Source organism: Lysinibacillus sp. UBA5994 (assembly GCF_002429725.1).
GTDB classification, from domain to species: domain Bacteria; phylum Bacillota; class Bacilli; order Bacillales_A; family Planococcaceae; genus Lysinibacillus; species Lysinibacillus capsici.
On the sequence record NZ_DJAU01000057.1, the window covers coordinates 184,864 to 206,056 of the forward strand.

Below are 21,193 nucleotides of genomic sequence, written 5' to 3' on the forward strand. Positions count from 1 at the left end.
TGATAACCAAAAAGGTCCACACATTATGTAATTTCCTGTTAGAGTGGTTGCTCTTCTTTCTATCATATTTCAATATGGTCATAAGCATAAAAAGAAAACTCCTCTTTTGAGAAATATATCAGCAAAAAAGGAGTTTTATTATTATTTTAAAATATCATTCAGACCGTTTTCCTTTTTATCAGGACATACTAAAGACACCACAACTCCAACAATTAAGCAAATAAAGAATGTCGCTGCCTTGGCTGACACTACAGCCTCCATAGGTGACAGGGACCATACAATCGCACTAATAAAACCGACAATAATTGTAGCAATAACCCCAATGCCTGACACACGTTTCCAGAAAAAGATTAAAAGGATCACAACCGAAAATGTATTGCCAATCCCTGCCCATGCAAAGGATACTAAGCTATAAATTACAGAACCTGATTTGAGTGAAATGATAATACCCACAATCCCACTAATAACAGCCACTAGACGCGAAAGGTGAACTAATTTTTTGCTAGAAATATTCCAACGTAATGTTTTATGAATTATATCCTCACTTATCGATGTTGTGATGACTAACAATTGAGACGAAGCCGTTGACATAATAGCTGCTAAAATACCAGCCACAATAATTCCTGCAACCCAAGGTGGTAAAATTTCAAATACCATATGCGGCAATATCATTTCAGGATCTTCAATAGAACCTTGCTTATACAAAGTGGACGCGAAAATCGCAGATAAAAAGGCACCCACATAGACAATTAATGTCCAAATAATCGCCATATTACGGCCAGTAATTCGCTCTTTTTCAGTCGTAATAGCCATAAAACGAGAGCTCAATTGAGGTTGCCCCCCAAGCCAGCCAAAGAACCAGGATAGATTTGTAAATAACATCGCCCCTAAGGCAAGTCCATTTAAGCCTCCGACCCAACTATCCGCACCATTGCCCATTTGAGCTAGCTCTGTTGAAATGCTTAAACCTTGATGTTGAATTTCCATATAAGCTGCAATTGGAACAATAACAAACGAGATCAGCATTAAAAAACTTTGGATTGTATCTGTCCAAACAACGGACATAAATCCTCCCATACATGAATAGGCAATTATTATTGCTCCAATAATAATTGTTCCCCAAGTGATGTTGAGTCCTGAGAATGAATAAATCGTTTTACCCATCCCGGAAAATTGAGCTGCTAAATAGCAAACAAAGAATAACACCATTACTGCAGAAGCTAACCAACGAATTATATCTGCGTGCTTTGGAAATTTAACAGCAATATAATCTGTTAGGCTATTCACCTTATATTTTTGTTGCTCTGTCATAAAGCGCTTTGATAAAAATAGCCATGATGCAACAACCCCTAAAAGCATGCCAGATAAAATCCAAATGCCTGACAGCCCAGCCACATATATAAAGCCAATTGCCCCTAAAAACATATAGGCGGATTCACCCGTTGCACGTTCAGAAAAGGCTAACGCCCAGCCCGGTAGTTTATTTCCCCCTAGAAAGTAATCATTATGTGATAAATCTTTTTTACTGAAGTATATCCCTACTCCTAGCATAGCGAGTAAATAGATAAATATTTCAACATAAACAATTGTATGCATATACCCAAAGTCCTCCATCTGATTAATCTAAACAATCCCAATCGGTTTTATCAGATAATAGTTCGGGTTTTTTTAATTGTCAATAACTAATTTTGTAAAAAGGAGGCAAAGTATTTCGATATTTCTACAAACTTTAAAGCTCCTGGAGAAAGATGAATACTGTGTTTGTGTGCAATTCCAACCTGTCTAATATATGCTTGATAAAATTTTTTTCTAATCAGGTTACTTGGTGCATGTAGTAAAAGCGAATTCGGCACAACAGAAATGCCTAAATTTTCATTGACCATTGTCAAAATGACTTGGTCAACTGATAATTCATAGACTACATTGGGATGGATTTTATGTTTAGCTAAGATCCTTGATACATCTCTATCAATCGTACGTTTAGGCATAATCCAGCGTTCATCCTGCAATTGCTCTAGAGAGAGCCTCTCTTCCTTCGCCAATGGATGCTCCTGTGCCATAATGCAAACAAGCTCATCATTAAAAATCGCATCGAATACAAGATGTTTAGAATTTGGTTGCACTAAAAAACCGATATCGACAACGCCATTATGAAGCCATTCTTCGATTTGATCATAATCTCCCTCCATCAAACGTATTTGTAGGTCTGGATGATGCTGTTCGAAATACGCTAAAACCTTTGGTAATAAGACCAGAGAAACACTTGGTAGAATACCAACCGATAACGTCCCCCCAATGAGATTTTTTAAATTTGCTACAGAGGTTTCAAGCTGCTGTTGTTGCTGCAATATTTTTGAGATGTGTTCGTAAACAATTTTCCCCTCACTCGTTAAAACAATATTATTGCGGTTTCGAATAATTAGAGAAAGCCCTAATTCTGCCTCTAAATTACTAATCGTATGACTGATTGAAGACTGTGTGAGATTGAGCTTTAAGCCTGTTTCTGTAAAATTTCCTGTATCGATAAGTGTATGGAAAGCAATATATTGTGCTAATGTAGCCATGCTATTCTGCTCCTTTTATGATTTTTTTTCATAGTTGATTGTGTAAATATTCATTTGATTTAAATTACTAGCCACCTCTATAATAAAAATAAAATCCAAGTAAATCAATATGAATTGTTAATGAGGGGGCTCATAAAATGGCAGAGGAAAGATTAATGATGAAGGCTTTATCTATGGACATAATTACCGCAAAAATGTTTACAGAATTACATCTCTCCATTACAGAGCAGTACGGAGAGCATGGTCGGAGATTAGTACAAAAAGGCTTAGAGGCGTTTGGTTTAAAGGATGCTGAAGCCATGGCGAAAAAAGCAACAGCAGAAGGAGAAAATCATACTTTCTTTGAATACTTACCCCAAATCGTTGTAGGTGAAGAGAAATTTGCTGATTTAACACCGTTTGCTCGATTTTCTAAAATGTTTGCACAGATTGCCAAGCCAGTTGTAGATGAATATGGAGAAGCTGGTGAACAAGTGATTATGCGGGCAGTAGAGCGTTTTGGTCATAAGCGAGGCCAAGGTATTGCTCAACGTGCTCGCACAAACGGTCTAGAAAATTCCGTGGAGCATTATTTAACTAACTATGATATGGGTCGCAGTGATTTGTTTGAAATCGATACAGTTTATAAGGAAAATGAGGTTGAACAAACGTTTACTCACTGCCCATTAGGTCAACAATGGGCAGATGATGATATGGGTAAATATGGAATTTTGTATTGTAAAGTCATCGACCCCTCTATTGCTAAAGGGTACAATAAAAGCCTAGAGGTGGTACATGATCAATTTGTTTTACGTGAAGGACAGTGCCACTTCCAATTCCAAATGAAAGAGTGATGTCATGATTAACGGAGTTAGGCTCGTACAGCATCTTCAAGACTTAAGTCAAATTGGACGTAATGAAAAGACAGGTGGCATTAACCGCTTCTCGTTCACACCAGAAGAAAAGCAGGCAATTGAGTTAGTTACAACTTATATGGAACAAGCAGGTATGAATGTCACAATCGATGCAGTTGGAAACCTTATTGGTACATATGGTGAAGGAAATGAAACCATTATGCTAGGTTCTCACATCGATACAGTACCAGAGGGTGGCAAATATGATGGAGCATTAGGGGTGCTAGCAGCTATTGAAGTGGTACATACTATGCATGAGCAACAGTTGATACCCTCTAAAAAAATTCAAGTTGTCGCTTTTAAGGATGAGGAAGGAACAAGATTTGGCTTTGGGCTCCTTGGCAGTAGTGCAATGGCTGGTCTTTTAACAGAGGAGCAATTACAGCATACAGATGAAGCTGGCATTTCCATCGAAGAAGCCATGAAAGATTTCCATTTATCACCTTATCCTTTAACACAAGTGCATCGTAATGACATAAAAGCTTATTTAGAAATGCATATCGAGCAAGGAAAAGTGTTAGAAAATGAAGACCTACCAGTCGGTGTTGTCACAGGTATTGCAGCCCCATTATGGTTAGAGGTAACCGTAACGGGTGTCAGTGAACATGCTGGTGCAACCCCTATGCCGATTCGTCAGGATGCTCTAACTGCAGCAAGTGAAATGATTTTAGCTATTGAGCAACTATTAACCAATACAACAGATTCCGTTGCAACGGTTGGTAAGCTAACGGTCTCCCCAAATGGGACAAACGTTATTCCAGGTAAAGTTACGTTCTCGATTGATCTTCGTGATATTGACGAAAATAAAGTAAGTGCATTAGAGCAAGAAATTATGCAACAGCTTCAACAAATTGCTGAACGAAGACATGTCTCATTGGCTTCTAAAGTATTACAGCGCATTAAGCCTGCAAAAACCGATGCCTTACTACAACAGCAACTTACTACAAGTATTGAAAAGCAAGGTATACGTCCTTATTCTCTCATAAGTGGTGCTGGGCATGATGCAATGAATATAGCTGAAATTGCCCCGATTGGGATGCTATTCGTCCGTTCAAAGGATGGTATTAGTCACAATCCTTTAGAATACAGTTCAGATGAGGATATTATTGTAGCAACTAATATTTTTTATGATACAGTTGTTGAACTTGCTAAATAGACTACTATATAGAAGAAAGCCATTCTCTAATTTTTTTTAGAATGGCTTTTTTAATTTTTTCCATAACCTTCATTTTTAGCTTGAGTAATCACCTTTTGAATGAAAGGCTCTTTTTTCAGGGTATATGTTGGGCGAATTATATTGAAAAAGATAGCCCAATTTGGATTATAGTCAGACAATACCACTTCAATTTTTTTCATGTGTCATTCACCTCACTTTTTTGAAATAAGCCAACTATAAATAAAGCGTATTTACCTTAAAATAATAAATCTATTTCGTTTTTAAATTTCCCTTTATATAAGAAAATCTCTCTATTTTTGATTGAACTGGTTTCATTTTAGCATAAGGAATATTATCTCTTTTAATATGATATAGTGTAATTATGGTTAATTTTCCAAAATAATTGAAAGGGGCTATAAAATGGAAGAGATTTTAACAATTACGAATTTAACGAAGAGTTATGGAAACAAGGAAATTTTGAAAGGGATTGACCTTCACGCAGCTAGAGGTGAAATCATCGGTTATATCGGCCCCAATGGCGCGGGTAAAAGTACAACTGTAAAACTTATTCTAGGGCTAGAAGGTGATTTTGGTGGCGAAATTAAGCTCTTTGGGAAAAGCATAGGACAAGACCAAATTGATTATAAACGGCGAATTGGTTACGTCCCTGAAATCGCTGATGTTTATGATAACTTAACAGGCTATGAGTATTTAACCTTCATCGGCCAGCTATATGGATTAGAGCTAGAGGAGGCGGCTGACAAATCCAAATCACTAATGGAACTGTTTGGAGTTGGTGAAGCATACCATTCTAGAATTTCTTCCTATTCTAAAGGCATGCGTCAAAAACTACTAATTATTGCAAGCCTTATACATAATCCAGACCTGCTATTTTTAGATGAACCAATCAATGGCCTAGACGCAAACAGTGTCATGATTTTTAAAGAAATCTTAACGCAACTAGCTGCCAATGGAAAGACTATATTTTACTCATCACACATTATGGATGTCGTTGAAAAAATCAGTAGCCGCATCATTTTGCTGTATGATGGAAAAATTGCAGCGGACGGAACATTTGCCCAATTACAAGCAGATAATACTGAAGGAACATTAGAAAGAATTTTTAACCAGTTAACAGGATTTCATGAACATCAGGAAATCGGAGAAAAATTTGTGTCCGTCGTTCGTGGGGGACAATTATGACAGATTTCAAAACGCTACGATTGCTTGATAAGTTCCGATGGCTTTTTATAAAAATGGGCATTGATTATGACATGATGAGAAAAATCCTCCATATAAAATTAACAATGGATGAACGGAAAGTACCTACCCTATTCAATCAAAACAAAAAGAAAGACAATCAAAAGTATGGCTACATTAAGTCTCTATGGATTTATATGTTATTCGGGCTTATACTCATCCCGCTTATGGGATTTGGTCAAAATTTTCTATTTCAGATGAGTATCGCCTTTGCAATGATCATCTTTTTGATTATGACTTCATTGATTTCTGACTTTTCTTCTGTGCTTTTAGATGTACGAGATAAAAGCATACTTTCAACTAAGCCTATTTCAGCTAAAACAATTAATGCAGCAAAATTTATGCATATTTTTATTTATTTATCCTATTTAACATTGGCCCTAACAGCCATCCCTCTAATAGTCAGCCTTTTTACTCAAGGTATTGTGTTTTTTATTTTAACAGGTCTTGAGATTCTATTAATGAATTTATTTATAGTTGCCATCACAGCCATTTTATATATTGCCATTTTACGCTTCTTCGATGGTGAAAAGCTGAAGGATATGATTAATTATGTACAAATCGCTTTATCTCTAATGCTGATGATTGGCTACCAAGTTCTTATTCGATCCTTTGAATTCGTCAATTTAGATATGGTAGTATCGTTTCATTGGTGGAACCTCTTCTTAATACCGATGTGGTTCGCTGCCCCTTATGAACTCATACTGCATGGTGATACATCCTTATTGACAGTCATTTATACCATCTTAGCAGTGATTGTACCTATTATTTCGATTTGGATCTATATTAAACTCATACCAACCTTTGAACGCAATCTCCAAAAACTGCTAAGTACAAGTAAGTCTAAAAAGGAAAAGAACAATCGACTAAAGTCGTTTTTATTAACCATTGTGTGTAGAACACACGAGGAACGAGCTTTCTATCGCTTCGCAGCTCTGATGATGAAGCAAGAGCGAGAGTTTAAGCTAAAGGTCTACCCATCTTTAGGCTTTTCATTTATTATTCCCTTTATTTTCATGTTTACTTTTAGCAGAGGGGAAGAAGTCGATTATGCTAGTAGTATGAGCTATTTAAATATCTATTTTAGTATGATGATTATACCATCCGCTGTCCTTATGCTTGGTCACTCTGCTAAATATAAGGCTGCATGGATTTATAAAACGCTACCGCTTAAAGATTATACAGATTTACAAAAAGGTAGCTTAAAGGCATTTTTAATTAAATTGTATACTCCGTTATTTTTAGTACTAAGTATAGTCTTTAGCTATATTTATGGTATTCGAATTATCCCTGATTTACTAGCTGTTTTGGTAACAAGTTGGTTATATACCATCCTTTGTTTCGTCATGATGACAAACAAATTACCCTTTACCAAACCCTATGATGAAGTTAATGATGCGCAAGGCTGGAAGATTCTTTTGTTATTGCTCCCTTTAGGTTTACTTGTAGGGCTGCACTATATAATAGCTAGTCAGATAACATACGGCTCTACTATATATTTCATTGTGCTCTTCTTCATCAACATCTTGATATGGAAACTGGTTTTTAAATCGAAAAAATAACCAAAAAACGGCTCAAATCCTATAATAGAGTGGGATCAGCCGTTTTTTTCATGCTATGGTGTTTAAAAGATAAATGCAACGATTTCTTCCTCACCGCTTTTCATATCTTTTATTTTATACATATTTTGATTGACCTCGTTATCTCCTAATACAATAACCTTTGGTGTGTTTTCACGATTGGCTTTTTCCATCGCCTTTTTCACTTTTTTCCCACTTAGCTCAACTTCTATCTTATATTTTTCTCGCCGTAATGCAGTTGCTAGCTTTAGTGCCTCTTTTTCTGTTCCCAGAGGAATAATATAAATATCCACGCTAGGAGCGTTTTGCTCTATTTTTCCCGAAAGCTCTAGTGCTGTATAGATGACATCTAAACCAAATGAAATACCAACAGTAGCATAGGTTTGATTTGTCTCTAAAAGGCCACCAATAGCATTGTCATAGCGTCCCCCACTACCAATACTTGAGCGAATTGTTCCATCTGCTAAAAAAATTTCATAAATTGTTCCTGTGTAAATTTCAAGTCCCCTCGCTAAAAATGGATTGAAAATACATTGGTCACTTATTTCAAGTGCCTCTAAATAAGAAGTTAGTTCCATTAATTCCTGTAAACCTTGTTGTAAAAAGACATTCTCAGTCGCGAATCCTTCAAAATACGCCATACTTATTTGTGGACGTTCATCTAAAAAGTGCTTTATTTTATGAATACTATTATCTGATAACCCCAATGCCTTCAATTCTGCGAGCATTGTTTTCTCGTCTATTTTTTCAATCTTATCTAATGTTAAAATAACTCGATTCATTTGTTCCTGTTCAACCTCAAATAATTGCAGTAAACCAACTAAAAGCTTGCGATTATTATATTGGAGATTAATTTTAAGTTTAAGCTGATCAAAGGCATCTATCGCCATCATCATTAGCTCCGCCTCAGCAGCCTGTGATTCTACCCCAACAATATCTACATCACATTGTGTAAATTCGCGAAAACGACCAGCCTTGATGGGGCCATCTCGAAACACTTTGCCAATCTCATATCGTTTAAATGGCATAGCAATCGCTGGATTCATCGCTACAACTTTTGCAAATGGAATTGTTAAATCATAGCGTAACGCTAAATCTCGCTCACCTCGATCTGTTAATGTATACATCTCCTCTAAAATCTCAGCACCACCAGCATATTTAGAAGCCATCAACTCTGTATAGTTAAGAATAGGTGTTTCTAACGGCTTGCAGCCATAGGCTATAAATGTATCTTCTAACGTACGTCGTATCACACGACGAGTAGCCTCTTGCTCTGGTAAATAATCTTGTGTTCCTCGAACATTCTGATAGTCCATTTTTTTCATCATAATCTCCTCCTCATTTTTTGAGCAATAAAAAAACCGTATAGCGATAAAGCTTCAAATCAGCTTTATTTATACGATTACATGAGAAATAGTCTTCCTATTCAATATTAATAAGTTAATAAGGATAGCAAGACTAGTGATGATGATGATGTTTTGTTGTGAATGATTGGACAAGAGTAATGACCATGTTTATTCCCCCTTTTATATTAAGGGTTACTATAAGACACACCCAATAGAATGTCAAATTTTTTCTAAAATTCACACAGTATTTTTTTCATTTTTTCTAGAGTAGCTAACATTTCAGCTAACTCTTCAGTTGTTAAGTGAGCATGGTACTTTTCTGTAATCTGTTGATTAAAGGCTTCGACTTCCTGTTTATATAATAGACCCTTCTCGCCTAATTCGACAGAAAAGGCACGCTTATCCTCCTCATGCTGCCTTTTCATTATATAGCCATCCTGTTCAAGCTTGGTTAATTGCTGACTCACTGCACTTTTTGTAATAGCCATTTTATCTGCTAGTTCTGAAGGCGAGCAGGATGGATGACGCATCACTAATGTTAAAAGAACATATTGCTGATTATTTAAGGAGAAATTAGTATAAGCCCTTTCCATTTTCTCAAGCATGATCCAAATATCTTCAATGGTTTGATTTATTTGCTCTGCTACCTGGTTATTCTTCATTTTTTTGAGTGTCACCTTTTTCTCGCCATTTTTTAGGATTTAGATAGCTTTTAAATTTGTTGGCTACTTCTTTTCCAACAAGTAAAGCACCAAGCCAAAATAAGATTTCAGCCATAATAATACTTCCTGGTATAATCCCTGCCTTTACTTTTGTAGGTATCGGTGTGAAAGGTGTAATAATTGGGATTAACCATAAAGAAAGTGAAAAGATAATAATGCCTAGTCCAAGCTTATAAGCAAAAGATTTTTGTGTTTTTTCGTTAGAGGTCATGTATCTTCTCCTGTACAATAATTAATTTATTTAAGTTAACTAAACTATATGATACATTTCTTTTTATGTAAAGCTTTTTAATCTTTAGAACAAAAATCCCCATCTATTTGAATAGTGAGAGTCAAATAGATGGGGCTGCTAATACTGTTATTTTCCAAATGTAAGTGGTATACGAAGCTCTGCATCTGGATAATTCGTAGTATATTTCCAAATATAAATATCAAGATCTTTATCTTTAAAATTCTTATACTCATCCATCTGCTTATTATTTTCATCACCAAGTATGCGAGTCATCATAGGCATTCCATAATTTCGCTCTTTATGATCTAGATAATAAGTCTGAGAGACACCACCAAATGTAGGTTCAGTGCTAAAGGATTCCACATAGAGATTGCTATCTTTCTTATAGTAAGTCCATGTAATTGAATACTCTCCAATCGTAGATGTCTTACTTTGAGGTGTATCTGATATATCAGTCAAATGAATCGGTTGCTCGTCACCGTCTTTTATATCAACACGATGTTTAGCTACCAATGCCACAGATTGATTCGCTAACGAGGTCACATCCACTCCAGTCAATTCAAAACGAAGTTCGGTTTTATAAGGCTCATTTTCTATATCCCATCTACCTCCATCCAAAAGTACGCCACCAATATCCAGCTGATAGTCCATGTAAGGAATATGTGCATATTTTTCCTTATGGGTCAGTATTAAACGTACCTGTGTTGGAGTAACTTTCATTTCATGAATTACTATTCCATTAGATGCATTTTCTAAAGGAATATTGACGACTTTTTTAAATGATCCCTTGTTTAATTGTTCTTTGGATAAATTCATCTCTATATTCCAATTATCCTTTGCAATATTTAATGTATGTTCATAAGTTAGTTGGAACTTTGTATCCTTCGCTCGTAAGCTGTCTGAAGTGAAAATTTGCTGACTAAAGTATTCACCAGTTGCACCAGGAGTTCCAAAAACAGGTGTTTCCGCTTCTTTAATAGTCTGATTTTTATCATCTAGCGCCTTAATTCGTACCCATTTGTTCTTCATTTCAGAATCTGTAAATTGAACCGCTGATTGAAGCATTACTTTCCCGTCTGATTGTTCAAAGGTTTGTAGAATTACATTGTCAATTCCATCCTTTTGAATGGTGAAATTCTGCGTATGAGAGTCATTAGGGTTGTAATTAATAGGCAGTTCTTTATCACCAATAGAATGAATATTCTTCATTAAAAATTTAATGTCTGACTTCTGATTATCTGCCACCCAGTCTGTCTCAAAATACCCTTGGAAAAGACCAAGATCTTCATTCCAGCGATGTGAGTAATTCCCTTGAATAAAATCACCATTAGAATCTTGAAGTCCGATTTGATCAAAACTCACATTCATTCCATCCCAAGTGGCATCAGGTTTCAAACTATATAAAAGAAAGGTTCTGTTATCATCGATAAACGCCGTATGTACGGTCAACGTAAACCCATCCTTCGTAACGGATTTCTCAATCGTCTGCCCTAAGCCCTGGTCTAATGCAGACTGAATACCAGCTCTATAAGATAGAATAGTTGACCAATCATAGTTCAGTGCTGCATAGACAGGTGTAGCCATTAGAGCAACAGCTAATCCTGCGACCAAAACAAATCTCTTCCTTTTTCGAGGTAGAAGTTCGATCGGTTCATTTACCATTTTTAATTCATCCTGCTGGATACCATTCCACATTTGTTCAAAGTCAGGATACTTCATGTTATGGTCTGCGTTCATCTCTTTTTTCAATTTCTTTTCAATGCGTTCCAAATTGATTCTCTCCCTTCAACCATAAATTTTGATTTTTTTCTAGTTTTTTGCGCATGATTTTCAATGCCTTATGGAGTCTCGATTTCACTGTTCCCACTGGAATCTTTAGGGTTTCCGCAATTTCCACTAATGATAGCTCACCAATGTAGCGGAGGGTGACAACAGCCATTAACTTTTCTGGTAACTGTCTGAGTAGTGCCTCCCACTCCTCCTCAGCTGCCTTCTCCAGTACAATGGTGTCTACAGATTTAACTGATGCCGTAGTTTGCTCCTGTAGCAACTGTACCTGACTCACTTTTTTTAACTGAGCCTGCTTTCTTTTAAGCAAATTTAAACATTGATTCATCGCAATCCGTAAAATCCAAGCACGTGTATGCTCTACACTTCTCCAATCCTGACGAAAGACGGTGACAAATACATCATGGCAGAGATCTTCCGCATCTTGGGCATTCCGTAGCATATAATAACAGGTACGGTAAACATCTTTGTTGTATGAATCGAATAATTCACGTTCTGTCAATCCAAGGCACTCCTTTCTGATGGTTCTACGTTATAAACAAATGACTACTTGAAAAGGTTCATTTTTTTAAGAAATTCATATACGTACTTTTTTAATTTAGTGTTTATGTAAAAAGATCCAGTTAATGTACAAAAAAACAGATGGCAATAGAGGTCCGTTATGGAACATCTAATCCATCTGTTTTTGGCTATTGGGAAATGGTGAGCGAAGGCAATATCATGAATCACATTTGATTCTTCTAGAAACTAATTTTAAACTTCACCTTTTTTTCGTGCTGTCATTTCATCTTTCATTTCATCTTTTAAAGCTTCAATTGACTGTTTACGTCGCTTATTTTTTTCCTTTAGCCTGTTACTTTCTAGAGGATCTGCAAATTCCATACTAATTTCTGCTTCCTGCACTTTCTCCTCAGTATTTTTAACAATATCACGAATGCGTTCAACATTATTGGAGCAATCATCTGGTTTTCGATGTCTTGAATTAGCCATGTTAACCTCCTCAAATTATGACATAAGGTTATTTTGGAATGATTTTATCATTATATGAGTGCTAACTTTTACTAAAATAACATCCTTTAAACGCTATCTATCCAATAATTCTACCTTCATTAAAAGCAATTAAGTTTCCACCTGACAGGATTTTTAGACAATCTCTTCCTTCAAACCTTCATAGGCAGATTTTGAATGCATAAATACATATAAAACTAGGGAGAGGAAAATAGCTACAATTCCAAAGACAATGCAGACCATTTGTAGGGAGAGCCATTCCGATAGCAACCCTAAGGCTAACGTAAAGACAATCTGTAGCACATTAATGACCATCGTTGAAACACTACCAAAACGGCCCATAATTGATGTCGGTACACTTATTTGATAAAAGGTGCTGTAGCCCGCATTACAAAATGACATACATACTCCTAATGCTATAAAGCTAATAATCGCCATTGCCACATTCGGTGAAGAGTAAAACAATGTATAGCAAAGTGTGGTCAAAAGCAGACCATAGACAATATATTGTCTTGTTGAAAATCTTTTAGCATAGCGAGCAGCCATTGCTCCACCAATAATAGCTCCAATTCCAGCGATACTAACGATGACACCATATAGACTATCTGAAGCTTGAAGGTTTTGTTTAATAAATGTAGCTTCCTGTGAATCTAATGCAAAGGCAATCATCAATGCACCTTGAAAATAAAGAAATACTTTGGCAAAGACTTGCTCTTTTTTTATATAGGCGTAGACAATACCATAATCCTCTTTTAGCATCCTCCAAGTAATGGGTTTTCGGTGCATGTCCTGATGATCTTCTACTGCGGGAAGCTTAAAAATGGAGAGTGCACAGATAAAGAACGTCAAAGCATTAAACCAAAACGCTATAGAAATATTGGAAATGGCAATGATAAACCCAGCCAATGCTGGCCCAATTAAAAATGAGCCTGAGCTAAACATTCCTAATATTGCATTAAAGGATTGTTTATCTTCATCTGGTATATATTTCGAAATATAATAGGTACTACTTGGCCCAAAAAAGCTACTTGCTATATTAGATAAAAATAAAACACAATAGATGAGCCAAATAGAGGACGTAAAAGGTAACAATAAAATCAATATGCCACGAATAATATCACTATAGATCATTAATTTTTGTTTATTCGATCGATCAATGATGGAGCCTGCAAAAAAGCTTGTTAAAATTCGAGCAATCGGTCCTACAATAAATATACTTGCCATAGCAGTAGGCGATTCTGTTAAATGCCAAACTAATAAATTGAGCGCAACTAGATTCACCCAATTTCCTAAATACGAGAAACCAAAGCCAAATAGAATGAGCCAATACTTCCTAGCAATGCTCATAAGTCCCCTTTCTATCACCAAAATGAATGATTGGTCTTTTTTGACATAAAAGTATTCCTTTAGATAATCATATCTATCGATGAATAGCTGTGCAACTAAAAATAGCAACCCTTAGCTAAGTTCATAGCTTTGGGTTGCCTTTTTAGTTAGTTGAATCTCGATCGATTAATATCGGTTTGAAGCGATATAGTTTGTGGTCATCAGCTAGATGTTCTTTTTTAATTTTTGCTAAGAGCAATGATGCCGCTTTCTGTGCCATTGGTAAAATGGGCTGTTGCAATGTTGTAATGGAAGGTGTTAAAAAATTGGCATATGGTACATCATCCACAGCAATTACTTGTACATCATTAGGCACATGTAAGTTTCTTTTTTTAATATAAAGCATTAATTCTTGGAAAATACGATCATTTGCCGCAATGATTCCTCTTGGTGGTTGCTCCAACGTAAATAATTGATTAAAAATCTCTGTCATCTGAGCTGGCTCACCATTTTTTATATAGCGCTCATCGATCAACAGATTCCTATTTCTGAGCGCTTGACGAAATCCTTCTAAACGTTCGACACGAGGAGTAATCGGTAAGGCTAAAGAAGTAGTGATAATGGCTATTGGTTGCTTTCGAAATGTCTCCACTGCCGTATCCATGGCAGAAAAATTATCAAGCAATACAGCAGGAATATCTACTCCCTCAATAAAACGGTCAATAAAAACGATTGGCATTGCTTGTTGATGAAGCCTTATGTAGAGATTTTTGTTTTCTCCTGTTGGAAAAACGATTAAGCCATCCACCTGTTTTTCTAGTAAAGTTTCGATATGTTTTTTCTCTTTTTTAGGGTTATCCGCTGAGTTACACACAATCATATGAAAGCCTTCTTTATCGAACTCTGCTTCCAATGCATTTATTATTTTTGTTGAAAAGTCATGGATAATATTCGCCACAATAATACCAATTGTAAAGGTAGATTTCTGTTTTAAGCTACGAGCCATTAAATTTGGACGATATTGCAATGCTTCAATAGCCTCTTCAATTTTCTTACGAGTCTCTGTACTCATATATTCATATCGCTTATTCAAATATTGCGATACTGTACTATTCGAAACATTTGCATATTGTGCAACATCGGCAATTGTTGTTTTTTTCACTAAAATCAATCTCCTACCTATAATATGAAAACTCTCCTTGGTATTATGTAGCATAGCATACTTTACTGGTTAAATTAACTAGTCAAATAGTTATATACTTGTTCAGGTAAGTCAATGCCCTTATCCATTGTTTCCAAACTACGTATCTGTTCAATTTCACCAGGCACTAGTACCTGATCAAAATTTGGTGCTGTTGGCGCATCATGTAATTCATTTATCATTTTCGAGATATTTGCTTTGAATTGATTTACATCTCCAAAAATATTTGGATCTAATACATATAAATATTGTCCTAGATTACGTTTCTGTTCGTAATCACCATACATTTTTGAAATGTGAGGACCAAAAGCTGCACTTGCTAAAATTCCAGAAAGAACATCTACTACAAGTGCCATACCATATCCTTTTGGCCCTGCAAACGGTGTTAAAGATTTTACTTGGTGTGGGTCTGTAGTTGGTGCTCCTTGTGCATCAACTCCCCATGTATTTGGAATTGTCTCCCCTTTTTCACGTGCATATAGAATTTTCCCTAGCGCTACATTGCTTGTTGCCATGTCCAAAATAATCGGTTTATCGTTGGTTGGAAAACCATAAGCAATTGGATTCGTACCAAAGTAAGGCTCTTTTCCGCCAAAAGGAACAACTGCGGAGTCCGTTTGAGAGCACATAATAGCAATTAAATTTTCACTCGTGGCTTGTTCAAGAAAATAGCCGAGTGCCCCACAATGGCTACTCTCTTGAATAATCGTTGTACATGAGCCATGTTCCTTAGCCACTTTAATGGTTTCATCCATAGCTTCCTTACAAATGACATGCCCAAAGCCATTATCCCCCTTAAAAAGAAGGTGATTTGTGCCTCTTTTTTCTACTGAAAAATGAGGGTTTTTCGTTATTCCACCTGCCTGTAAACGTGTTATATAATGCTCCACGCGCATAACACCGTGAGAACTGACACCACGTAAATCGGCATAAATCAAAACATCTGCTACTTGCGCTGCTGTTTCAGCTTCAACACCTTCAGTTGTGAATTTTTGAACTACTATTTTTTTTAATGCTGGTACAGAAATAATCATTGAAAATCCTCCCCATTATTTAAAATAGATTTGTGCTTTATTTGTGTTGTATTGTTTTGCCTCAAAGTAAGAAATAGCTTCATCGAATGCAATATGCTTCGTAACATAGCCTTTCTTTATAGCTCCTGACTGCATGTAGTTCATAACCGTCTCAAAATCTTCTAACGTAGCATTACGGCTGCTCTTCAATGTTAATTCCTTTGAATGAAATTCAGGATCATTAAATGTAATGGTTTTCTTCATTAAACCAATAAACACTAATGTGCCACTATTTTCTACGTATTGAAATGAGGATTCCATTGATTGTTGATTGCCTGTTGCATCAAAGACAACTGTAGGAAGTTCACCATTAAATTTTTCATGTAACTGCGCCATTATGTCATGGCTACCAACAATCACACCATCCGCTTCCGACCATGCCTGTCCTTCTTTTAAACGTTCTTCGTTCAAATCCATTAATACTGTTTTTGCACCGCGTAACTTAGCAAAACGTGCTGCTCCTAATCCAATTGGCCCTGCACCGATAACAAGTACTGTATCATTTTCTATTAGTTCCGAACGACGTACTGCATGGGCACCAATAGCTAATGGTTCCACAATGGCTAATTGGTCACCTGAAACAGCATTATCAGTAATTACAATACTGTCATCAACTACGATATATTCGCCCATACCACCATCCATATGTACACCTAATACTTTCAAAGATTTACAGCAGTTTGTTTGACCTCGACGACATGCAACACACTCTCCACAATGGATGTATGGAATAACTGTTGCACGATCTCCTACTTGGATGTCCTTAACTGCTTCACCGACTTCTTCCACGATAGCAGCTAGTTCGTGGCCTAACACTCGTGGATAACTAAAGAATGGTTGTTCACCTGCAAAAGCATGTGTGTCTGTTCCACATACACCAATATGCGTGATTTTTAATAAAACATCATGACTTCCTTCAATACTAGGCTTGTCTACTTCACGTTCCACCATTTGAAACGGTTCATTAATGATTAATTGTCGCATGCTATTGCCTCCAATAAACTAGTAATTGTAGATAATTGCTGAATAACCTCTGCTGCATCACACTGGAAATATTGTTCGATAAATTGTTGCATTGGCTCTGACTGACCTTGTTCAAAATAGTTATGGATTTCAGTCAGTTTTTCAATAATTTGATCAGATTCACGCACGGAAAAGCGTGTTGGATTCATTGCATATATCCCTATTGCTAAAGCTTGATAGTATATTTCTGTTTCAGCGTAAGGGGCAATACGTGTTTGCCACTTGGATAACTCATTTAATTGAATATCATATAGCTGATGCTCAATAAATGGGTTTAAAAAACGTTCAAAGACATCTTGCTGATAGTGCTCATCCACTTGGAAGCGTTGGGTAAAATCGTTTGTTACTTTTTCAATAAAGGCTCGGACACCTGCATGTGAAAATGCCTCTCTTACAGTTTTATAGTTAAAAATCTTGCCGAATGCTGAAAGCAAAATATGACTACCATTTAAAATGGCAACTTTGCGTTTTCGATACATGTCTAAATCATCAAAGACAAAAGGGAAATCATGACTTGTTGGCCAATATTTAAATGGCTCTTTTTGGTCAATTATAAATAAGAAATACGGTTCACAAACTGTGTAAAGGGCATCCTCCCCCTGATAATCCTGTGGATAACCTGTTACAATACGGTCTACAAGTGTATTACAAAAAGTTAACGTAGCAAGCCAATCATTAAATGCTGTAGGCAACTTCCAGTCTTTAGCATGCTGTAGACAAATTGTTTTTAATGTAGAGCCATTCTGTTCTATTAATTCCAAAGGCACAATTGCCACTTGTTTTTCACCTTGAAAATGTTTGTAATATTGTTCTAGAAAGACGGTTAACTTTGCTGCATAGCTTGTTGGACAAGCCGTAGGATAAGGAATATTTTCATAATAAATCCCTGCCTCTGTTGTATTAGACACAATCATTTCTAATGTCTCAGACTGTGCGTATTGTAAAAATGTAGGCCAGTTCTCATATGGAAGAATAGTATCTTGAATAATCTTAACAGTGGTTTCTTCTTCTACGACCTCACCGTTTTTTAGCCCACGTTCCATCACAGTGAATTGCAGCTGTTGTTCTTCTAGCAGTTTAACTGTTTTTCCTCTTGCTGTTGCTGCGACAGAAACAATACTGCAAGGGACTTGTAGTTTTTCAACTGCTAGGTCAAAAAAGCCTCTGATAAAATTCCCATCACCTATTTGCATAATTTTAATAGGATGTTTCATTTCATTTATCTCCTACATCGTCACGCCATCTTTAAAAATGGCGATTTCTTTGAATCCATATTTCTCATTATTCGTTTGCACTTCACCTGAAGCTAGCGCTACTATATAATCCATAAATTCATCGACTAATACATCCATCGGCTTCCCATCCACTAACTGCCCTGCGTTAAAGTCAATCCAATTTTTTTTTCGTTCATAAAGTGGTGTGTTTGTTGAAATTTTGACTGTTGGTGTAGGTCCTCCAAAGGGTGTTCCCCTACCAGTTGAGAAAAGGACGATTTGGCAGCCTGTTGAGGCCAGTGCTGTTGTTGAAACAAGATCATTTCCTGGACCGTTTAGTAAATGTAGCCCCTTTGTTGTCATACGTTCGCCATAATCAAGCACTTCTTTTACCTCTTGAAAGCCCCCTTTTTGTATACAGCCAAGTGATTTTTCTTCCAATGTTGTTATTCCACCCGCTTTATTTCCTGGAGAGGGATTTTCATAGACAGGTTGATTATATTTCATAAAATACTGTTTAAAGTCATTTACTAAATGCACAATATCCTCAAAAACAGAGGCATCTTTTGCACGTTCCATTAAAATTTGTTCAGCACCAAACATCTCTGGAACTTCCGTTAACACCGTTGCACCTCCAGCTGAGATCAACTGGTCAGAAAATACACCAATCATCGGATTAGCGGTAATGCCAGAGAAACCATCACTACCACCACATTTCAAACCAATTTTCAGTTCTGAAATAGGTAATGTTTGTCTGTCAAATGTCGTCACATAGTCAAAGGCTTTTTCAAGCAGTTGTTGACCCTCTTCCATTTCATCTGCTGATTCTTGAACATTTAAAAAGGAAACGCGTTGTTCATCATAATGACCAATTGTTTTCTTAAAGAGCTCAATATAATTGTTCTCACATCCTAGCCCTAATACAATGACTGCCCCTGCATTAGGGTGATGAATTAAATTAGCTAAGATTTTTTGTGTATACGTTAAATCATCACCAAGTTGTGAGCAACCATATGGATGAGCGAAATGCTGTACACCATCAAAATTGTCAGCCTTCAATAATTGGTTGCCTAACTTCGCCAAGTTTTCAGCTACTTTGTTAATACATCCAACCGTATTAATAATCCAAATTTCATTTCGTACACCAGCCTGACCATCTTTTCTACGATACCCCTTGAACGTGCGCTGTGCATGACGAGACTCGGCTACGGGATGTGTTTTTGGATTAAATTCATAGCTTAATTCACCCGATAAATTGGTTTTCATGTTATGGGAATGAACCCAGCTACCTGCTAGGATTTCTTCTGTCGCATGACCAATTGAAAAACCATATTTCGTGATGTGTGCATCTTTAGAAAGAGTCTTGATGGCGATCTTATGCCCACGTAGTACTTGTTGCTGTAACGTTATTTCCTTTCCATCCAATGGAAGTAAAAAGCCTTGAGGAAGATCACTCAAGGCTATGGCAACATTGTCCATCGGATGAATTTTAATAACTGATTGATTGTTCATTTGAATCCATCCTTTCTATTTTTAAGCTAATTCTTTATGAACAATTGGTGTAACAAATTTAATAACTGCTAATGAAGCGATGACTGCTAAGCCACCTGCAAGTAGGAAAGCTGCGGAGAATGTTCCTGTTCTGTCTACTAGGAAACCTGTTAAAGTTGGCCCAATAATACCAGCTGTGTTTGCAAGGAAGTGCATAAAGCCGCCAACAGATCCAACATACTTAGATTCCACCACATCATTAATGATTGCCCAGTAAATAGCCCCTGTTAAATATAAGAAGAAAACAGAGGTAGCAACAAGCGCAACAGCACTAACTGTTGTTGTTACAATACCTGCACAGCCAATCGATACAGCTGCTAAGAATAAACATGTCACTAGAACGACTTTACGAGAGAATAAAACTCCCTTACGCATAAAGCGTTTGTAAATGAAATCTGAGACAATTCCACTCAATGCTAAACCTAGGAATCCTAAAATCCACGGAATAACCGTTACAATACTCATATCTTTTACAGCCATTCCACGAGCTTCTACTAGATAGCTTGGGAACCAAGTTAAGAAAAAGAATAGGATATAGTTATAGGCAAAGAACGAAAAAGCAGTAAATAATACTGTTGGTTGTTTTAAATAATAAGATAGACCACGACTATGATTGATATCTTCTGCTGCAATCTCTAAGTTTGCCATTGATTCTACACTGTCTTCTTTGTTTGGCTTTTCTTTCACCACTTTAAACCATACGATTGCCCAAATAAATCCAAGGATCATGATCGCAATAAATGAATATTTCCATCCATATGCTAATGCAATATAACCAACGATTGGACCTGCGATTGCACCACCAAGTGGCGTACCACTATTGGCTAGCCCTACTACAGAGGCACGTTTATCCGCAGGAAACCAGTTATTCACCATTTTATTTATGGTTGATGACAATGGCCCTTCCGCCATACCAAATACAATACGAACAATAATCAACGATGCGAACCCAACGACTAAAACCATTGCTCCACTAAATAAAGACCATACAATCATCGCTACAAATAGCGTTAACTTGGCACCAAATTTATCGGAAGCCATTCCACCTAAGAAGTTAAAAATGGCATATCCAACAGAGAAGCTACTAAAGATAATCCCTAATTGGGTTGACGTTAGATGAATATCTTCTTGAATAAATGGTGCTGCAATTGATAGTGCTGAACGATCTAAATAGTTAATGACACCCGCTAAAAATAGCATGACAATTACAACCGTTTTGCCGTCTCCAAAAATACCTTGTTGTTTCATATCATTCA

General features: G+C 36.5%; 20 protein-coding genes. 4 read left to right on the forward strand and 16 right to left on the reverse strand.

Annotated elements, in window-relative coordinates; translation table 11 throughout:
* Window positions 1–141: 141 nt before the first annotated feature.
* Both B3D98_RS19810 and B3D98_RS19815 read right to left on the reverse strand, forming a co-directional pair.
* Window positions 142–1,596: a sodium/proline symporter gene (locus B3D98_RS19810; RefSeq protein ID WP_048393984.1), complete on the reverse strand. Its 1,455-nt coding sequence runs from the start codon at window positions 1,594–1,596 to the stop codon at window positions 142–144.
* 86 nt (window positions 1,597–1,682) lie between these two features.
* The gene (locus B3D98_RS19815; RefSeq protein WP_048393981.1) at window positions 1,683–2,564 is read right to left on the reverse strand and encodes a LysR family transcriptional regulator; all 882 of its coding nucleotides are present in this window, start codon (window positions 2,562–2,564) and stop codon (window positions 1,683–1,685) included.
* Between the two features lie 137 nt (window positions 2,565–2,701).
* Here B3D98_RS19815 and B3D98_RS19820 point away from each other — a divergent pair, with 137 nt between their 5' ends.
* Window positions 2,702–3,397 carry an L-2-amino-thiazoline-4-carboxylic acid hydrolase gene (locus B3D98_RS19820; RefSeq protein WP_048393979.1) on the forward strand — a complete coding sequence of 232 codons (696 nt, stop codon included), beginning with the start codon at window positions 2,702–2,704 and terminating at the stop codon, window positions 3,395–3,397.
* A gap of 4 nt (window positions 3,398–3,401) precedes the next feature.
* The gene (locus B3D98_RS19825; protein ID WP_054549706.1) at window positions 3,402–4,613 is read left to right on the forward strand and encodes a Zn-dependent hydrolase; all 1,212 of its coding nucleotides are present in this window, start codon (window positions 3,402–3,404) and stop codon (window positions 4,611–4,613) included.
* A 50-nt stretch (window positions 4,614–4,663) separates the two neighbouring features.
* Here the strand turns inward: B3D98_RS19825 and B3D98_RS19830 are convergent, their stop codons facing one another.
* Complete coding sequence (locus tag B3D98_RS19830) at window positions 4,664–4,813, reverse strand: hypothetical protein (RefSeq protein ID WP_155483378.1); 150 nt, start codon at window positions 4,811–4,813, stop codon at window positions 4,664–4,666.
* 220 nt (window positions 4,814–5,033) lie between these two features.
* Here B3D98_RS19830 and B3D98_RS19835 point away from each other — a divergent pair, with 220 nt between their 5' ends.
* Window positions 5,034–5,816: an ABC transporter ATP-binding protein gene (locus B3D98_RS19835; RefSeq protein ID WP_054549707.1), complete on the forward strand. Its 783-nt coding sequence runs from the start codon at window positions 5,034–5,036 to the stop codon at window positions 5,814–5,816.
* The gene (locus B3D98_RS19840) at window positions 5,813–7,435 is read left to right on the forward strand and encodes a hypothetical protein (RefSeq protein ID WP_066037933.1); all 1,623 of its coding nucleotides are present in this window, start codon (window positions 5,813–5,815) and stop codon (window positions 7,433–7,435) included. Before B3D98_RS19835 ends, B3D98_RS19840 begins: the two co-directional genes overlap by 4 nt.
* 62 nt (window positions 7,436–7,497) lie before the next feature.
* Here B3D98_RS19840 and B3D98_RS19845 read toward each other — a convergent pair whose 3' ends face one another.
* From B3D98_RS19845 to B3D98_RS19905, 13 genes are all read right to left on the reverse strand, one after another.
* On the reverse strand, window positions 7,498–8,778 hold the full coding sequence (locus B3D98_RS19845; protein ID WP_259950475.1) for a histidine--tRNA ligase: 1,281 nt from the start codon (window positions 8,776–8,778) through the stop codon (window positions 7,498–7,500).
* Between the two features lie 251 nt (window positions 8,779–9,029).
* Window positions 9,030–9,461, reverse strand: a complete 432-nt coding sequence (locus B3D98_RS19850; protein WP_048393972.1) for a MarR family winged helix-turn-helix transcriptional regulator — start codon at window positions 9,459–9,461, stop codon at window positions 9,030–9,032.
* A complete protein-coding gene (locus B3D98_RS19855) occupies window positions 9,451–9,732 on the reverse strand; it encodes a transporter suffix domain-containing protein (RefSeq protein WP_048393970.1) in 282 nt (93 codons plus the stop codon). Before B3D98_RS19855 ends, B3D98_RS19850 begins: the two co-directional genes overlap by 11 nt.
* Before the next feature lie 147 nt (window positions 9,733–9,879).
* Window positions 9,880–11,523: a DUF4179 domain-containing protein gene (locus B3D98_RS19860; protein WP_269898004.1), complete on the reverse strand. Its 1,644-nt coding sequence runs from the start codon at window positions 11,521–11,523 to the stop codon at window positions 9,880–9,882.
* A complete protein-coding gene (locus B3D98_RS19865; protein ID WP_066037930.1) occupies window positions 11,510–12,043 on the reverse strand; it encodes an RNA polymerase sigma factor in 534 nt (177 codons plus the stop codon). The genes B3D98_RS19860 and B3D98_RS19865 overlap by 14 nt, the downstream gene beginning before the upstream one ends.
* Before the next feature lie 251 nt (window positions 12,044–12,294).
* Window positions 12,295–12,531 carry a small acid-soluble spore protein Tlp gene (locus tag B3D98_RS19870; protein WP_288585522.1) on the reverse strand — a complete coding sequence of 79 codons (237 nt, stop codon included), beginning with the start codon at window positions 12,529–12,531 and terminating at the stop codon, window positions 12,295–12,297.
* A 153-nt stretch (window positions 12,532–12,684) separates the two neighbouring features.
* Window positions 12,685–13,896 (reverse strand): MFS transporter, encoded by a 1,212-nt coding sequence (locus B3D98_RS19875; protein ID WP_103118976.1) that lies wholly within the window; start codon window positions 13,894–13,896, stop codon window positions 12,685–12,687.
* Between the two features lie 142 nt (window positions 13,897–14,038).
* Window positions 14,039–15,037 (reverse strand): LacI family DNA-binding transcriptional regulator, encoded by a 999-nt coding sequence (locus B3D98_RS19880; protein ID WP_103118977.1) that lies wholly within the window; start codon window positions 15,035–15,037, stop codon window positions 14,039–14,041.
* Between the two features lie 74 nt (window positions 15,038–15,111).
* Complete coding sequence (gene allD, locus B3D98_RS19885; RefSeq protein WP_288585527.1) at window positions 15,112–16,110, reverse strand: ureidoglycolate dehydrogenase; 999 nt, start codon at window positions 16,108–16,110, stop codon at window positions 15,112–15,114.
* A gap of 15 nt (window positions 16,111–16,125) precedes the next feature.
* Window positions 16,126–17,133 carry a zinc-binding alcohol dehydrogenase family protein gene (locus B3D98_RS19890; RefSeq protein ID WP_288585530.1) on the reverse strand — a complete coding sequence of 336 codons (1,008 nt, stop codon included), beginning with the start codon at window positions 17,131–17,133 and terminating at the stop codon, window positions 16,126–16,128.
* Window positions 17,121–18,386, reverse strand: a complete 1,266-nt coding sequence (locus tag B3D98_RS19895; protein WP_288585533.1) for a hypothetical protein — start codon at window positions 18,384–18,386, stop codon at window positions 17,121–17,123. Before B3D98_RS19895 ends, B3D98_RS19890 begins: the two co-directional genes overlap by 13 nt.
* Before the next feature lie 12 nt (window positions 18,387–18,398).
* Entirely contained in the window at window positions 18,399–19,898 is a 1,500-nt protein-coding gene (locus B3D98_RS19900; protein ID WP_054549719.1) for a UxaA family hydrolase, read from the reverse strand.
* Between the two features lie 21 nt (window positions 19,899–19,919).
* Window positions 19,920–21,185 carry an MFS transporter gene (locus tag B3D98_RS19905; protein ID WP_048393958.1) on the reverse strand — a complete coding sequence of 422 codons (1,266 nt, stop codon included), beginning with the start codon at window positions 21,183–21,185 and terminating at the stop codon, window positions 19,920–19,922.
* Window positions 21,186–21,193 lie beyond the last annotated feature (8 nt).

Coding starts and splice junctions, on each gene's coding strand:
- B3D98_RS19810 (WP_048393984.1), bottom strand. CDS start 1,596: ATGCATACAATTGTTTATGTTGAAATATTTATCTATTTACTCGCTATG.
- B3D98_RS19815 (WP_048393981.1), bottom strand. CDS start 2,564: ATGGCTACATTAGCACAATATATTGCTTTCCATACACTTATCGATACA.
- B3D98_RS19820 (WP_048393979.1), top strand. CDS start 2,702: ATGGCAGAGGAAAGATTAATGATGAAGGCTTTATCTATGGACATAATT.
- B3D98_RS19825 (WP_054549706.1), top strand. CDS start 3,402: ATGATTAACGGAGTTAGGCTCGTACAGCATCTTCAAGACTTAAGTCAA.
- B3D98_RS19830 (WP_155483378.1), bottom strand. CDS start 4,813: ATGAAAAAAATTGAAGTGGTATTGTCTGACTATAATCCAAATTGGGCT.
- B3D98_RS19835 (WP_054549707.1), top strand. CDS start 5,034: ATGGAAGAGATTTTAACAATTACGAATTTAACGAAGAGTTATGGAAAC.
- B3D98_RS19840 (WP_066037933.1), top strand. CDS start 5,813: ATGACAGATTTCAAAACGCTACGATTGCTTGATAAGTTCCGATGGCTT.
- B3D98_RS19845 (WP_259950475.1), bottom strand. CDS start 8,778: ATGAAAAAAATGGACTATCAGAATGTTCGAGGAACACAAGATTATTTA.
- B3D98_RS19850 (WP_048393972.1), bottom strand. CDS start 9,461: ATGAAGAATAACCAGGTAGCAGAGCAAATAAATCAAACCATTGAAGAT.
- B3D98_RS19855 (WP_048393970.1), bottom strand. CDS start 9,732: ATGACCTCTAACGAAAAAACACAAAAATCTTTTGCTTATAAGCTTGGA.
- B3D98_RS19870 (WP_288585522.1), bottom strand. CDS start 12,531: ATGGCTAATTCAAGACATCGAAAACCAGATGATTGCTCCAATAATGTT.
- B3D98_RS19875 (WP_103118976.1), bottom strand. CDS start 13,896: ATGAGCATTGCTAGGAAGTATTGGCTCATTCTATTTGGCTTTGGTTTC.
- allD (WP_288585527.1), bottom strand. CDS start 16,110: ATGATTATTTCTGTACCAGCATTAAAAAAAATAGTAGTTCAAAAATTC.
- B3D98_RS19890 (WP_288585530.1), bottom strand. CDS start 17,133: ATGCGACAATTAATCATTAATGAACCGTTTCAAATGGTGGAACGTGAA.
- B3D98_RS19895 (WP_288585533.1), bottom strand. CDS start 18,386: ATGAAACATCCTATTAAAATTATGCAAATAGGTGATGGGAATTTTATC.
- B3D98_RS19900 (WP_054549719.1), bottom strand. CDS start 19,898: ATGAACAATCAATCAGTTATTAAAATTCATCCGATGGACAATGTTGCC.
- B3D98_RS19905 (WP_048393958.1), bottom strand. CDS start 21,185: ATGAAACAACAAGGTATTTTTGGAGACGGCAAAACGGTTGTAATTGTC.